Annotated in this window: 11 protein-coding genes, 1 pseudogene and 1 other annotated feature (1 of these 13 cut by a window edge); of the genes and pseudogenes, 5 read left to right on the forward strand and 7 right to left on the reverse strand. The window is 52.1% G+C overall.

The window, feature by feature from the left end:
* The first annotated feature begins 668 nt into the window (after positions 1-668).
* The gene (locus tag JI735_RS04740; protein ID WP_157771447.1) at positions 669-851 is read left to right on the forward strand and encodes a hypothetical protein; all 183 of its coding nucleotides are present in this window, start codon (positions 669-671) and stop codon (positions 849-851) included.
* Positions 852-1,045: 194 nt separating this feature from the next.
* Here JI735_RS04740 and JI735_RS04745 read toward each other — a convergent pair whose 3' ends face one another.
* Positions 1,046-1,279 carry a hypothetical protein gene (locus tag JI735_RS04745; protein WP_020425662.1) on the reverse strand — a complete coding sequence of 78 codons (234 nt, stop codon included), beginning with the start codon at positions 1,277-1,279 and terminating at the stop codon, positions 1,046-1,048.
* A 4-nt stretch (positions 1,280-1,283) separates the two neighbouring features.
* Positions 1,284-2,285, reverse strand: a complete 1,002-nt coding sequence (locus tag JI735_RS04750) for a TIR domain-containing protein (protein ID WP_039837827.1) — start codon at positions 2,283-2,285, stop codon at positions 1,284-1,286.
* 190 nt (positions 2,286-2,475) lie between these two features.
* Between JI735_RS04750 and JI735_RS04755 the strand changes: the two are divergent.
* Positions 2,476-3,605, forward strand: a pseudogene (locus tag JI735_RS04755) (N-acetylmuramoyl-L-alanine amidase).
* Positions 3,606-3,625: 20 nt separating this feature from the next.
* On the opposite strand, the gene JI735_RS04765 reads toward JI735_RS04755, so the two are convergent.
* The 3 genes from JI735_RS04765 to JI735_RS04775 all read right to left on the reverse strand — a co-directional run bounded on the left by JI735_RS04765 (position 3,626) and on the right by JI735_RS04775 (position 8,287).
* The gene (locus JI735_RS04765; RefSeq protein ID WP_202677123.1) at positions 3,626-4,633 is read right to left on the reverse strand and encodes an HD-GYP domain-containing protein; all 1,008 of its coding nucleotides are present in this window, start codon (positions 4,631-4,633) and stop codon (positions 3,626-3,628) included.
* 222 nt (positions 4,634-4,855) lie between these two features.
* A complete protein-coding gene (locus JI735_RS04770) occupies positions 4,856-6,442 on the reverse strand; it encodes a response regulator (protein ID WP_202677124.1) in 1,587 nt (528 codons plus the stop codon).
* Between the two features lie 27 nt (positions 6,443-6,469).
* Complete coding sequence (locus tag JI735_RS04775; protein WP_039833346.1) at positions 6,470-8,287, reverse strand: sensor histidine kinase; 1,818 nt, start codon at positions 8,285-8,287, stop codon at positions 6,470-6,472.
* A gap of 191 nt (positions 8,288-8,478) precedes the next feature.
* Here JI735_RS04775 and JI735_RS04780 point away from each other — a divergent pair, with 191 nt between their 5' ends.
* The 3 genes from JI735_RS04780 (at position 8,479) to JI735_RS04790 (ending at position 11,620) form a co-directional block, all read left to right on the forward strand.
* Positions 8,479-9,369 carry a carbohydrate ABC transporter permease gene (locus JI735_RS04780; protein WP_039833347.1) on the forward strand — a complete coding sequence of 297 codons (891 nt, stop codon included), beginning with the start codon at positions 8,479-8,481 and terminating at the stop codon, positions 9,367-9,369.
* A complete protein-coding gene (locus JI735_RS04785) occupies positions 9,369-10,205 on the forward strand; it encodes a carbohydrate ABC transporter permease (protein ID WP_039833348.1) in 837 nt (278 codons plus the stop codon). Before JI735_RS04780 ends, JI735_RS04785 begins: the two co-directional genes overlap by 1 nt.
* Before the next feature lie 107 nt (positions 10,206-10,312).
* Positions 10,313-11,620, forward strand: coding sequence for an ABC transporter substrate-binding protein (locus tag JI735_RS04790; protein ID WP_039833349.1), 1,308 nt, complete (start codon positions 10,313-10,315; stop codon positions 11,618-11,620).
* 320 nt (positions 11,621-11,940) lie between these two features.
* Here JI735_RS04790 and JI735_RS04795 read toward each other — a convergent pair whose 3' ends face one another.
* Complete coding sequence (locus JI735_RS04795; RefSeq protein WP_085979237.1) at positions 11,941-13,203, reverse strand: Nramp family divalent metal transporter; 1,263 nt, start codon at positions 13,201-13,203, stop codon at positions 11,941-11,943.
* 429 nt (positions 13,204-13,632) lie between these two features.
* Positions 13,633-15,324 (reverse strand): glutamine--tRNA ligase/YqeY domain fusion protein, encoded by a 1,692-nt coding sequence (locus JI735_RS04800; RefSeq protein WP_039833350.1) that lies wholly within the window; start codon positions 15,322-15,324, stop codon positions 13,633-13,635.
* 80 nt (positions 15,325-15,404) lie between these two features.
* Positions 15,405-15,588: a binding site (T-box leader), on the reverse strand; it runs 79 nt beyond the window's last position.

Here is a 15,588-nt window from a genome sequence, read left to right on the forward strand (position 1 = left end):
ATTCTGCCCGCCCGCCAAGCAGAAAAGGATTCGCCGTCCTTGGCTGGAATAGGTAGTTGTTTGGGATTCAGTTAGCTTCGCCTGGAGAACCCTGTTATGAATCCTTCGGCAATCCCAAGTGGAAAAAGGATCACTAATTTGCTCAAGCACCCCTATTCTCCGCAGGTGAGGTGGAAAAAGGATAACTAATTTAACACATTTCGCCCTTTATCAGGAAATGTGGCCCAATTAAGCTCCCTTTTTCCACTTCAAGCTCACAATTGTTGATTTTGGGGAGAAATAAGTTCCCTTTTTCCAACTAGCACTGCTCACCTGCTGCTTCGCAAGCGCCAGTTGGAAAAAGGCGAGCGAATCTGGCTGATTTTCCACCCTTTTAAGTGAATTCGCTTAACAAACAGCATATAAAATTCTGGCGTAATATTTTCAGAATAAAATTCCCCCTGATTGGTAAATAACAACATGAGACTTACGGCCACAGGGATTCCCACCGCTCCAATATCAACCGGGCATGCTGACGACGGATCGTTGTACTTTAGGCAGGCTTAGCGTCCTTTGACTTGCTTAGAGCTCATATTGTTATACCACATGCGCAATGCTCGCCCAGAGTGTTGTAAAACCACATACACAACCTTGCCCAAAAGTCCATTAAGACATGCATTGGGGGCCGTATGATTATGGTGTGGGTCATTCTGCGGACACGCTGTGCTCCCTTCGATCCATCCGCAGCCGTTGCGGACAGGAAAGCCGTTATGGATAGAAGATTCGCCTATTCCGCAGGACGGACTGAGATGCCCTTATTTGTCCCTTTCCCCTTTATTCCAGGCTCCATCGAACGATATAACGGCTCCTGAGTCCGTAACCGCTGAAAAAACAAGATTTTTGGCAAAATAAGGCCCCCTCTGTCCGCTTCAGTCCGCTGACGGAGCCCCATCCTCCTGCATCGCTTATATCCTCTGAGGCTTCCAAGATCTCCGCATTTTTTGACATTGTATAATTTCCTACATAAAAAAAAGCCCCCAGCATGAACCGGGGGCCCTATTTACGGTTAAGCAAACGAAGGTTTGTTATTATCAACCTTCCCGCTGATGAGTTTCTTGTATTCGTCATCTCCACCTTCAAGCGAAGGCGCAATATAGACATTGATGGCTGAAGGCGACAGATTAGTGGGACTTCCGGTCCCTGCCTTGCGCTTCGTGCGGCCTTTGGCGCCTCTGCTGCTGCCGTTTGCGGTTCGGCGGACAGCACTGGACAAACTTACTGCATTCTTCATGTTCTTCATCGTGTCAGTCCCCTCCCACTAAATGATTGACGGTACGGAACAAATCCCGGTTGTACGCCACGACCTCGGTCAGATCCTCCGCAGATAATCCGTCGCTTCCGGAAAAATGCACAGAAAGGACATGCCTCTCACCTAAAGGATAGCATAGGATATAGACCTCAGCAACTTCTGTACGCTGAAAAAAGGTCCATTCCTTGGTCAGAAAAGCCTCAAGCACACCTGGACGGGAGCCCTTTTCTTCATTCGGTGAAAATGGATAGGCATGCCCGCGTCCCACATTTCCGCCGACCTGCACCAGAGCTTCCTGCCCGCGGGCCTGCCACATGGCCGCACCGATCACCCGGCAGTGCTTGGGAGGCAGAAACGAATTGCGGACCGCTTCGCTGAGCGCCTGGTAATTTTCACGGTCCTCCGGAGAAGTCACATTACTATTATATTGCCAGAAGAAGTGAAGGATACTTTCTTTTCGCCTAAGCTCAAGCTTCAGCTGCTCCAGCTCCTGCTGCGGATCACGGAAGCTGCCGAGCGCCTGAATGCTGTCGATGATCTTACCGCAGCTGACATCCACAGCAGCCACGGGGTTCTCATGCTGCCATTCGTATTCCAGAGGCGTAAGTCCAGACAAATCCGAGAGCAGATGATATTCCTCAATATTCTCGCCGGGAATCAGATCCTTGCGAACCGGCACCTGGTCCGGCAGCAGGCAGAAGACGCGGCTCCGCCGCAGCCTCGCCCAGAACAGCCCCATTTCAAACTGTGTATTGTCACGGGTCACATAATAATATTTGCCGCGGATCCTCGCTACATCATCCGGCGAGAATACAAATACGGCAAAATCACTCTCATCCAGATGACGTTCGAGCGCTTCCATGGTGTATTCGTTTGCCCGGAAGGCATTGGCATACCACGGATTCACCTGGGCCTCCCGCTTCAGCTGCTCGTGGATGGCCCGCGCGTAACGGATAGATTCTCTTGAAGATCCAATGAATAATTTCGGTCTGGTCACGTCGGCACTCCTTTGTCGGCTTCCAATATGTAACAATTATACAGGTGAATGCAATTCTGGAACAGAGGCTGTTTTTCTTTTAAAATTTTAAGCGTCTGCTGTTTCCCTCCGGCAGGAACGGGTAATAAACCTTTAACCTATTTCTGAAACGAGGATCTTACATAATATGAAAAAAACATTATCCACTGCCATGCTGGCAGTCACTTTATTACTGTCCAACCCTGGACAGCCTGAATCAGCCCATGCAGCCGGAGCTTATACGGCAAAGGTCTACGCCTCTTCGCTGAATGTGCGAAGTGAACCGGCCGCAAGCGCGTCTGTGACCGGAGCGCTGAAAAGCGGAGCGCTGGTCACTGTAACGGACGAGCAGCACGGCTGGCTTAAGGTGCGGGCCGGTTCGGTCTCCGGCTGGGTTGCCGGGTACTATCTTAAGCGAACCGGCGGAACAGCCTCTCCAGCGTCAGGGAGCGCGGCCGGAGCCGCTTCCGTGAAGACCTCAAGCCGCTCCTCCGGCAGTGCCGGCGGAACCGTACAGGTCACCGCTTCATCGCTGCGGATCAGGGGAGGCCCGGGAACGGGTTATAAAGTGCTGGGCTCCTTAAAAGAAGGGGATTCCGTCACAGTTCTGCTGCGTCAGGGAGATTGGGCGCGAATCCGCACCACGGGCGGAGAGGTCGGCTGGGTAGCAGGGCAGTATATTGCCAGAGGAGGCTCAAGCACAGGGAACACAGGAAACACAGGGAGCACAGGAAACAGCGGGAGCAGCAACCGCTCCGGAAGCATCCGCGGCAAGCTGATTGTCATTGATCCCGGACATGGGGGCAGCGACCCGGGAATGCTGGGCACAAGCTACGACACAATGGAGAAGGATTTGACACTGCAGACGGCTTTTTATGTGCGCGATTATCTGCGGGCAAAAGGGGCAAGGGTGGAGCTAACCCGCACGCGGGGGAACCAAAAGCCCTCCCTGTCACGGCGGGTGCAGATCGGGCAGCAGCTCCGGGCGGATGCTTTTGTCAGCATTCATTACAATTCTTCCCGAAGAAGGTGTCGGGGACGCTCACCTTTTTTTATTCGGAAAATAATGATCTGCGGCTGGCCCGCTCCATCGAGAACCGGCTCCGGCAGGGCATTGGTCTGAAGTCCAACGGCTTGTCTTTCGGGGACTATCACATTCTGCGGGAAAACAGCCTCCCGGCGACGCTGGTGGAGCTGGGTTTTCTGAGCAACCGCTCTGACGAATCTATCGTCCGAACTGCGTCATATCAGAAAAAAGCAGCCAAGGCCATCGCCGACGGGCTGGCGGATTATTTTGACTAAATACAGGGGCTCCTTGCTTGCTACTCGATACTGATCTCCTTGATCTTAATCGTATTCAGCTTGCTGAGGTCAATATATTCATCATCGACTTTAACTAAAGGGGTCTCAATATCGTGGGGGTTCAAGTAGACGATTTCACCGACCCGCCCATCGGTCAGAATAACCTCGCGGCCAACCGTCCGCTTCACAATATTCTCCAGGAATACCGAGACAATATGCGGGTCCAGCGCACCAAAGCTGCCTCTTCTCATCTGGTCAACGATGATATGGAAGGGCACAGGCTCATGATAGGGGCGTCTGGAGGACATCGCATGAAAGATATCGGCGACGGCGACGATTTTGGCGTAGGCATCGATCTGTTCTTCCTTCAGCCCCAGCGGATACCCCCTGCCGTCATTCCGTTCATGGTGCTGCAGCGCCGTCAGCGTGATATGGGAGTTCGCTCCCGTGGTTTCCTTGAGCATTTCGTAGCCCAGAATCGTATGCTTCTTAACTAACTCATATTCATCCGGGGTCAGCTTGCCCGGTTTGTTCAAAATCTCGGAAGGGATTTTTAGCTTGCCGATATCATGCAGGGTTGCGGCCAGTGACAGCACCGACAGATCCGATTCGCTCATATTCATCCATCTGCCGATCAGTGTCGACAATACACCTACTCCGATGTTGTGCTGGTATGTATAGTCGTCCTTGCCCTGAATCGCATCAAATAACGCAAAAATATCGGAATGACGGGATATTTCCTGAATCGCAGGCACAACTTCCTTCCGGATATCCGCGAGCGGAACCTTGCGGGAGATCCGGAAGGACTCAAATAAATCCTTCGATTTATTCACCACGTTGTAAGCCAGTTCCTTGCAGGAAGGTGCTTGTCCCTCTTCACCCGCAAAGATGATATCGAGAATATTGATTTTTTGCTTGCGGATCAGCTCCAAATGTTCAGCATTCAGAATGCTGTTCGCGGGAATTACCGTTACCCCGTAGGAATTGATCAAGTCATTTTTTATTTTTTTGCCTAAATACCTTTCCATACCCCGTCCTCCCGAATCAACCGAATGAATATTTCCCTTATCTTTACTATCGGTCAAAAGCTGGAAATGCTGAAAGGGTTAAAGCTGGAAAAATTGTTACTATATAAGTTGAACTTTATTTTTACATTGTGGGGTATAGTCGTAACTGCGGGGAATGTTTGGACTTCCAGCCGCTGTTGTCGTAAGAATTCGCACTTCTTCCCTTTTATGAATTCTTTAAGTTCAACTTATATAGTTCTCTCCCTGCTTGCGGTATTCCCTGGGCGATTGCCCGGTAGACTTCTTAAATACACGGCTGAAATATTTCTCATCCTCATAGCCGACCAGCTCCGAAATTTGCGACAGCCGCAGATTTGTATTTTGCAGCAGTGTTTTGGCCTTGTCTACCCGGAGGCCGGTCAAATAATCGGACAGGTTCTCCCCTGTAATCTGCTTGAACTTCCGCGAGACATTCTCCCTGCTGATGAAAAAGCGTTCCGCAATATGCTGCAATGTCATATCCCGGGCATAGTTCTGCTGGAGATACTGCCGGATCTCCTCGACAAGCCGGTTGTCCGGCGTCTGGGCATTCCCCTCCGACAGGCGCTGGAGCAATGTCTTGAGCTGGCTCCGCCAGTTCTCCACAGAAAAAAGCCCCTCGCTGTCATAGCAAAGCTCAAACGAAATCTCCCCGTCCGGCCGCAAGCGGCGGAGAACTTCCGAAATATCCGCCTGAAGCTGCTGGAACTGGCTCTCCGTAAGCAGCGGCAGACCGGCCAGCTGATCTGACCACTCATCCACGACCCGTTCCATTTTGTCCTGGTCACCGGAGAGGACAGCGACTCTCAGCTTGTCCAGCTGCGTTTCATATGCGTAGTTCTTTTCAGGACCACCTGATCCGGACTGCTCCCGGAACAGATGAATCCGTCCTTCCCGCTGCAGCAGATTCCGCTCGTTCAGACTCTGCCGCGCCTGGCGGAAAGCCCTTTGCAGCCCTTCCGGAAAAGCAACCGGAAGGCTGAGTCCGATATCCATCTGCACGCCGTAAGTCTGTCTAATGGACTCGTTAATACGGTGCATCTCTTCTTCCGCCTCAGCAACAGCACTCCACAGCAGAAGAACAATATCCGCTCCGCCCTGCCAGCTGCGGAAGGCGAAGCCGTTCTGCTTCGGCGCCAGCACCTCGTTGCAGACATTCGCCAGCACGAATGAGGTCAGCCCCACATCGCCCTGAAATCTGTGCAGCAGCCGGCAGTCTGCCCCCTGGAGCGAGATAAGCGCAACCCGGCATTCAGCCACGAATAGCGGCATCCCCAATTCTTCACACAGTGAATTTCTTACTTCCTGAAAAGAAGCCTGTCCCGCCACCAGATCCGAAAGCATCTTATCCCAGTAGAGCGGCCGCAGCACATTCAGCTGCATATTCTGGCGGTGCGCCTGGTGCCGCTCCTGTTCCTCCTCCAGCCACAGCTTGAAGGCATGTTCAGCGGCGGCAATCAGCTGCTTGCTGTTCAGCGGCTTCAGCAAATAATCCGTTCCGCCGTAGACAATCGCCGGCTTCACATAGTTGAAGTCCTGATAGCCGCTGATTACGATGGTTTTGGTATGCGGATAATGGCTGTGCAGCCACTCCAGCAGCTCTGCTCCATCCATGAGCGGCATCCGCATATCCGTAAAGACAATCGCAGGCTGCTGTTCCTGCATGATCCGCATCGCTTCCTGCCCGTTCGACGCCTCATAAATATCTGTAATATGATACTTCTCCCACGGAACAAAATAGCGGATGGCCTCCCGCACATGCTTCTCATCATCTACGATCAGCACCTTCATTGTCCGCCGCCCCTTTCTGTAAGTGATTTATATGCTGTCCAGCGGAATAAGGAGTGTAACGGTTACGCCTCTGTCCTCATTTCCGCTCAGGAGCAGCTGCGCCCCGCTGCTCATCTGCAGGCGGAGCCGGGCAAGCACATTGTACAGCCCGATCTCCTCACGCTCCGTTCTGCCGCTCTCTGCCAGTCCGGCCAAGATGGCTTCCAGCCGTTCCGGCGCAATTCCTTTGCCGTTATCCTTGACGGCAAGCATTAACCGGCCTTGGCCATCCAGCGCACACCTGATGGAGATGATCCCGCCCTGGATGCCGTCCGCGAAGCCGTGCTTGAAGATATTTTCTACGATCGGCTGCAGAATCATTTTGGGCACCACCACATCCAGCGCTTCCTCCTCCGCATCGACATCCAGGCGCAGATTCTCTTCACCGAACCGTTCCGTCTGCAGGATGACATAGTTCTGCACATGCTCGATTTCATCGCGGAGCGGGACCTGTGTGCGTTCAGTATTCATCGAATAACGCATCATGCTGCCAAGGGAATAGATGAGATCATACACCTTGGGCGCATTGTACCGCAAAGACAAGCTGGCGATGGACTGCAGGGCATTATACAGGAAATGCGGATTAACCTGAGCCTGCAGCGCCTTTAGCTGGTTGGTTTTATTCGCCAGTTCCAGCTTGTACTCATTGAGGATCAAATCGTTGATCGTCCGGGTCATCCCCGTAATCTTGCGCGTCAGGAGGCCGAATTCATCCTCCCGTTCCACATCCATACGCGCATCCAGCTGTCCGATCTGCACCTTCTGGGTGAAGGAGATCAGCTTCTTGATCGGTCTGGTGAAGCCAATAGAGATAAGCACTGCGCTGATTCCGCCCACGAGCAGAAACAATATACCAATACCGGTATTGAACCGGGTGATGACCCGGGCATCTTCGTACAGATCTTCATAGGGAACCAGCTTGATAATGCTGCCTTTGAACAACGGGTCCTCAATATGCCGGTACATGACAATCCCCTTGAATCCGTCCTTTTTCCAGGTAAAATGACCGCTGCCGCTGTTCCCGGGAAGCTGGCTCCAGCCCGCCTTAACCGGCTTACCGATCCAATCGGGATCAGATGCGAATAACGCTTGCCCCTGATCATTCAACACATACAGGCGTTCCGTATCGGAATTGTACATGGATTTGACAATCCCCTCCAGCTCCGCAAGGCGATAGTCAATCGACAGGTCGGCCAGAACGTCGGAGCTTGGGGTCTTGTAAATTGGAAAATGGGCTGTAAATACCGGTTCAATCCCCGGCTTCAAATTAGGAAAACCGGACCTTATCCCGTACTGATGTTCTATATGGGTGACCTCGATGTAGGGGCGGTACGTCCCCTCAAGGTGCTCACCCAAAGCATAGCGGCTGTTAGCCTCCTGGCGGAAATACCCGCCCCGCAGCAGATTGGACTGCTGCGCTGCCCGCACATACAGATGAATCTGAAAAGTGTTCCGGTCCGAGAGAAACAGGTTGGAAAGCTGGGTGGAGATCACAGCCCGGTTATCCGGGACTGCGGAGCCGGGCGGAACATCCTGCTGGCTTTTAGAGGTGAGCAGAATGGTATAAAAAGAGCTGGGCACATTGATTCCGCTGTACAGCGACATCGCCCGCTGATTCATACCGCTGAAGTAGCTGCTCAGTTTGGCTTCCCCGAGCGTCAGCAGCTTCGTATTCTGCTTCACGGACTGCTCCGTGACCGATTCCTTGGTATAGAGATAAGAGAACGTAACTGAAATCGCTGATGGAATCACAGAGGCCAGCAGCACAAGCGCCATCAGCCGGGTCCGTATGCTGTTTTTGAACATGCTTTGTCCTCCTGTAGGTTTTGCCGAAGGTTGCTTCTTCCCGTATACTACTGTGCCGAATATCCGCCGCGCAAGCATCCCTGCAATATAATCCACTTTTATCATCATCAAATTGAGTGTTAGTCATACTTGCCGGTTCCTATAATGAAGATGTGAACCCGAAGATTAACTATACAAAAAGGAGACTCCATATGAGAAAAGCTCTGCGTCTGCAACGGGGCTGGGGACAGCAAATTATTTTCCTCTGGCCCGCCCTGCTCTTCTTCCTGACCATTGTGGTCACACCCTTTATTCTCGGCTTTTACTATTCCTCCACCAACTGGAACGGACTGGATTTGGACAAAGCGGTCTGGACCGGTGCGGACAACTGGAAACGGATTTTTATGAATGATGACAAGTTTTGGGATTCCCTCTTCTTTACTTTACGCTTCACGGTAGTATCCGTTATTGCAGCCAATGTCTTGGCACTGCTGCTTGCATTCCTGCTGATGACGGCGCTGAAGACCAAAAAGGTGCTGCGCACGATCTTCTTCATGCCCAATGTAATTGGCGGCATTCTGCTCGGTTACATCTGGCAGTTTATCTTCACCAAAGGTTTCGCTACCATCGGCGAGATGACCGGTATTTCCTTCTTCCAGCTGCCTTGGCTGGGTACAGCGGGCACCGGCTTCTGGGGTCTCGTGATCGTATTCGTCTGGCAGACAGCCGGATATATGATGGTCATTTACATCGCCGGATTGGCCGGAATTCCGAAGGATCTGATTGAAGCGGCCAAGATCGACGGGGCACGCGCTCCGCAATTGTTCAAGAGTGTCTATGTCCCGCTAATCATGCCATCCATCACCATCTGCCTGTTCCTGACCACTTCCAATGCCTTCAAAATGTTCGATCTCAACCTGTCGCTGACCAAAGGCGGGCCGGGAACCTCAACCCAGTCGCTTGCCTACAACATCTACGCGGAAGCACTGATCAACAACCGTTACGGCCTCGGCACCGCCAAAGCGCTGCTCTTCTTCTTCGCCGTCTCGCTGATCACCGTCACACAGGTCTGGCTCACCAAACGGAAAGAGGTGTCCGCATAATGCAGACTAGCAGATATCGTCTGAGCAATTTCATCCTTGAGATATTCGCCATTCTTCTGGCTGTGGTCTTCCTGTCTCCGTTCTACCTGGTGCTGAGCAACTCGGTTAAGAGGCTGAAGGAAATCCTGATTGATGCGGCATCGTTCCCGCAGATGTTTCACTGGGATAATTACTCCAAAGTATGGGATGCGATCAATTTTCCCCAGGCGTTCTGGAACTCCCTGCAAATCACAGTCCTGAGCGTAATCTTCATCGTGATGTTCAGCTCCATGGCAGCCTACCAGATTGTCAGAAAGCCGTCACGCTTCAATTCCTTTGTGTTCCTGCTGCTTGTATCGGCGATGATCATTCCGTTCCAGTCTCTGATGCTGCAATTGGTCCGGGTGACCAGCATGCTGGAGCTGCGCGGTGAGCTGTACGGCATTGTGGCCTGCTATCTCGGCTTCGGAATGCCGCTGTCCGTGTTCCTGTTCCATGGCTTCATCAAGAGTGTGCCTATAGAGCTGGAGGAAGCTGCACGTGTTGACGGCTCAAGCCCTTATGGCGTTTTCTTCAAAATCGTCTTCCCGCTGCTGATGCCGATCATTGTTACCGTCATTATTCTGAACACCCTGTGGATCTGGAATGACTACCTGCTGCCGGTGCTTGTCATTGGAGGCAATAAGGACCTGACCACACTGCCGGTGGCTGTTACCAAGTTCTTCGGCCAGTACACCAAGAAATGGGATCTTGCTCTCGCCGGACTGGTCATGGCCATTACGCCGATTCTCTTGTTCTTCCTGTCTCTGCAGCGTTATATTGTTGAAGGTGTCACCGCAGGCTCCATTAAGGGTTAGACCCTCTGCAATAATATCCACTTTTTTGAGCAAAATATTAAGTGTAAGCTCATTCAAATTTGCATTACGATCAGATTGTAGGACCACTAGACCAGGGAGGTTATACTATGAAAAGAAAGTTCGCATTTGTTATCGCAACCGTTTGCACACTTATTATCGCAGGTTGCGGCAATGGCGGCAATAATAATTCCGCAAACGGTGGAAACGCTGTCAACACAGGAACAGAGACAGCTGCACCCGAGTCCACCAAAGCTCCTGCCAAGGATGTAACGATCAAAATGTTCCAGTTCAAGGTCGAGATTGCCGAGCAATTAAACACACTGGCCGAAGAATATGAGAAAGAAACCGGTGTGAAAGTTGAAGTGGAAACACATGGCGGCGGTGAAGATTATGGCGCGCTGCTCAAAGCAGAGCTTGCTTCCGGCTCTGAACCGGAAATTTTCAACAATGGCGGTTATACGGCTCTGGTTCCTTATATGGACCGTGCCACCGATCTGTCGAACGAGCCTTGGGTGGCCAATCTGATTCCAACCGCCAAAACGCCGGCTACCGTCGACGGCAAGCTGTACGGGATGCCGATGAACGTTGAAGGCTACGGACTCATCTATAATAAGGACCTGTTCACCAAAGCAGGGATTACAGAAGAACCCAAAACACTTTCACAGCTCAAAGACGCGGCAGCCAAGCTGAAAGCTGCAGGCATCACGCCGTTTGAAGCGACCAATGAGTGGTGGTCCATGGGGATGCACCTGGTGAACGTAGGCCTGGCTCATCAGCCGGACCCGAAGAAATTCATCGATGATCTCAAAGCCGGTACCCAAACCTTTAAAGGCAACGCGGTGTTCAAGCAATGGCTTGACCTGGTGGATGTGATTTTTGACAATGCACAGGATAATAAAATGACTACAGATTATGCTACTCAGATTGCAGACTTCGCATCCGGCAAAGCGGCCATGATGATGCAGGGCAACTGGACGCAAGGGGATATCGACAAAATTGATCCGGACCTGAACCTCGGCCTGCTCCCTCTGCCGATCAGCGACGAAGAAGGAACCATTCTCGTAGGTGTGCCTAACAACTATATTGTGAACAGCAAATCGGCACATCCGGAAGAAGCCAAAGCATTCCTCAACTGGCTCGTGAGCTCGGAAACCGGCAAGAAATATCTGACTAAGGAATTCAAATTCATCCCCGCTGAAACCAACGTTGAAACGGATGCAGCGGATATCGGCCAGGTCGCCGTCGCCGTGCAGGAGCAATCCGATAAAGCCCTCGGCTGGAACTGGGATATGTTCCCTGACGGCGTGACTCAAGGCTTCGGCGCAGCTATGCAGGAATATCTGGGCGGCCAGCTGAATCACGATCAGCTCCTGGAGAAGCTCGACAAATCCGTACAGGATATCGTGAAGCAGTAATCTTACCTCCATTCAGCAGAGCCTAGTCTTCAGCGCAAATAATCCATGCTGGGCAGCCAAGCTGGAACGCTGCCTTCCTTTTGAGGGAAGGCAGCGTTCCAGCGGGAACTTTCTTATATTTCAAAAAAGCCCGCCTCCGGTCATCCGTTCAGGTACAACCTGACAGATGCCGGGGGCGGGCTTTTTCCTAATCCTAACAATCTATTCCCTTTGACTCGATAGATGTATTTACTGCAGTTAAAAGCAAATTTACTATTCGTTTTTTAGCGCTAGCTGTAGTTTAATTGTATGAAATACAGTTACGCTCTTGGTTGGAAGACTTAGACAAACATCTCTACAATCAGGAACAGATTCAGCGATACAACGAGTGCGGAGATGATCCAGCCCAGAACCGTAGTAATCCGGTGGTTCACCAGCCCGTTCATGATTTTGCGGTCACTGGTGAAGATCACCAGCGGAATCAAGGCAAAGGCAATCCCGAACGAGAGCACCACCTGGCTCATGACCAGGGCGCTTGTAGCATTGATGCCGAAGGCGATGATGGCCAGCGGAGGAATAATCGTAATCGCCCGCCGCAGGTAGAGATTGATTCTTTTATTAATGAAGCCCTGCATGACCACATCCCCTGCCATCGTCCCCACTGACGAACTGGAGAGTCCGGCAATCAAGAGACCCAGTCCGAAGGAAATCGCAGTAACCGGTCCTGCCAAATGGCGGAACTGCTCAAAGGCGATATCCAAATCCTCGACCACTAAGCCGTTCTTGAAAAACAACGCGGCGGCCACAACCACCATCGCCATATTGACCGCACCGGCAATCAGCATGGCAATCAGAATGTCGATGAACTCCAGCTTGAAAATCTGTTTTTTCTCCTTGTCATCGATTCCGACTACGCGGCTCTGTGTCAGCGAAGAATGCAGATAGATCGCATGCGGCATTACCGTCGCACCCAGGATGCCCGCAGCCAGCAGAATGCTGTCCACACCCTGGAACTGCGGGGTGAAGATCCCGGCGGCGACTGCCCCGGCATCCGGCTTGGCCATGATGACCTGGAACGTAAAGGCCAGTACGACAATCAGCACCATACCGGCGATTCCGGCCTCAAGTGTGCGGTACCCGCGCCGCTGCAGCTCCAGAATGGCGAATGAACCAACAGCGGTTATCAATGCGGCTGGCAGCATCGGAATGCCGAACAACAGATACAGTCCGAGCGCTGCCCCGATAAACTCCGCCAGATCGGTGGCGATAATCACCAGCTCACTCTGAATCCACAAAAAGATGGATACGCCCTTCGGGAATCTCTCCCGTGCTACCTCGGGCAGATTCTTGCCGGTAGCTATGCCAAGCTTGGCGGACAGCGATTGGATCAGAACAGCCATCAGATTCGACGCGAATATAACCCACAGCAGGAGGTAACCATATTTGGAGCCTGCTGTAATATTGGTAGCGAAATTCCCGGGGTCCAGATAGGCTACTGAAGCGATAAAAGCCGGGCCCAGGAAAGGAAGGAGCCTCTTCAATCCTTTGACATCCCCGTTCAGTACTGCCTGCGCGGTGAGTCTGTTTTTTTGTCTGTGTATCATTGGAGGTGTTTCTGCCAAATTCTGCTCCATCATTATCAATCCCTCCTCTTGCCCGGAAAAGTTGTCTATACACATGAAAGTTTCCCTGGTGCAACATTTAATTTAGTTTTATTATAATCTGTGTTTTGAAAAATGTAAATGCCTTTACGAAACTAATGCTTGGCATCATTTCCATACCCTATTTATTAACCCTTGTGCGCTTAATGTTTCGTAGTACAGGCAGCAGAACCCCAGAAATCAGTTGCACAAAATACACTCATGCGAATATCTCTCCAGCCTAGAGCAGGTTACTTTATTCTTATGTAACAAAGCCCTATAAAGTGAAACTTCCGTTCATCTGCTTCTGCTCAAAAATTAACGGGCGGGGTCCGGGCCACCCCGGCTCCCGCCCGCTGCGATTACCTGTCTCTTCATCCCGCTCACGGCGGCTTATTTCCCGCTCTTCCACGTATCCTTCAGCGGAACAATCCGGTTGAACACCAGCCGGTCTTCACGGCTCAGCTTGTTGTCGGCGCAGAAGTAGCCCTGGCGCATAAATTGAAATTTATCCTCTGGCTTGGCGCCAGCCGCAAAAGGCTCCAGCAGGCAGCTCCGCATCAGCCTCATGGAGTCCGGATTGATGTACTCCTCCCAGGCTTCGCCTTCCGCCTTGGGACCGTCGTTGTCTTCCAGCAGCTTCTCATACAGGTATACCTCCGCCGGTATGCCATGACTGGCCGAGACCCAGTGCAGGGTGCCTTTGACCTTGCGTCCACTATTTGCCCCGCCGCTTTTGGTCAGGGGATCATAGGTGCAGCGCAGCTCGCGGACCGCACCGGTTCCGGCATCCTTGATGACTTCATTGCATTTGATGATATAAGCCCCCTTCAGCCGGACCTCACCGCCCGGGACCAGCCTGCGGAACCCCGGTGCCGGTTCCTCCATGAAATCATCCCGCTCAATGTAGACAGTGCCTGAGAACGGTACCTCTCTCACACCCAGCTCTGCATTTTCGCTATTATTGGCTAGAGTCAGCCACTCTGTTTCCCCCGCCTCGTAATTGGTAATTACGACCTTTAGCGGATCAAGCACGGCCATTATACTTGGCACACTGGCTTTGAGGTCCTGTCTCAGGCAATGCTCCAGCATCGAGAAGTCCACCATCGTCTGGTTCCTGACCATGCCAATCTCTCTGACAAAACTGCGGATGCTCTCCGGGGTAAATCCCCGTCTCCGCAGACCGCGCAGTGTGGGCAGCCGGGGATCATCCCAGCCGTCCACGTAGTTCCCCGCAACAAGTGCTCTGAGATAACGTTTGCTGGTAACCACCCCTGTGAGATTGACCCGTCCGAATTCCCTTTGCCTTGGGGCTTCTTCAATGCCCAGTTCTTCCAGCACCCACTCATAGAGGGGGCGGTGGTCCTTGAACTCAAGCGAGCATAAGGAATGGGTGATGCCTTCAATAGCGTCCTGGATCGGGTGGGCAAAATCATACATCGGATAGATACACCACGCCTCCCCTGTGCGGTAATGCTCCGCATGAATAATTCTGTACAGCACCGGATCACGCAGGTTGATGTTCGGTGAAGCCATATCGATTTTGGCCCGCAGCACCCGGGAACCGGTAGGATAACCCCCTTCCCTCATCCCGCTGAATAAGCGGAGGTTCTCCTCCACAGACCGTTCCCGGTAAGGACTGTTTTTTCCCGGTTCCGTCAGTGTGCCTCTGTAGGCGGTCACCTCTTCCGGCGACAAATCGCAGACATAGGCTTTGCCTTTGCGGATTAAGTTCAGCGCGCTGTTGTAGATTTGCTCCGAATAGTCCGAGCCGTAATAAATATGTTCTCCGGTGCTGCAGCCCAGCCATTCGATGTCCTGAATGATCGCTTTTACATATTCCATGTCCTCTTTGAGCGGATTCGTATCGTCGAAGCGCAGATGAAAGGTGCCGCCGTATTTGTGTGCAAGCCCGTAGTTGGTGTGAATGGCAAACGCACTGCCGATATGCAGATATCCGTTCGGCTCCGGCGGGAACCTTGTGCAGATCTCCCTGCTGTAGATGCCGGACTCTATATCCTCCTTGATCAGCTTATCCATGTAGTTTTCCGCTGCTGCGGTTTCCATTGCATTGTCGTTCCCCATGTGTGTACCTCCTGTATGAATGTGATGACCGCTCTGAATCTTTCCCAACAAAAAAGAACCCCACCTCCAAGACGTATGGTCTTGGGGACGAGATTCTCGCGGTACCACCCCAGGTTTATTAATATGTCGCCATATTAATCTCATTAAGTACGGCATTGCCGGCAGGCAAGGCTTATACTCTAGCTCTGTAACAGGAGCTCCTGTCGCACCATCCCCGGCATCTGCTTAGTTCCGGTACGCCGCTCAGAGACTTGGTTCAATACA

The organism is Paenibacillus sonchi, assembly GCF_016772475.1.
In the GTDB taxonomy this organism is placed as follows: Bacteria; Bacillota; Bacilli; order Paenibacillales; family Paenibacillaceae; genus Paenibacillus_AQ; species Paenibacillus_AQ sonchi.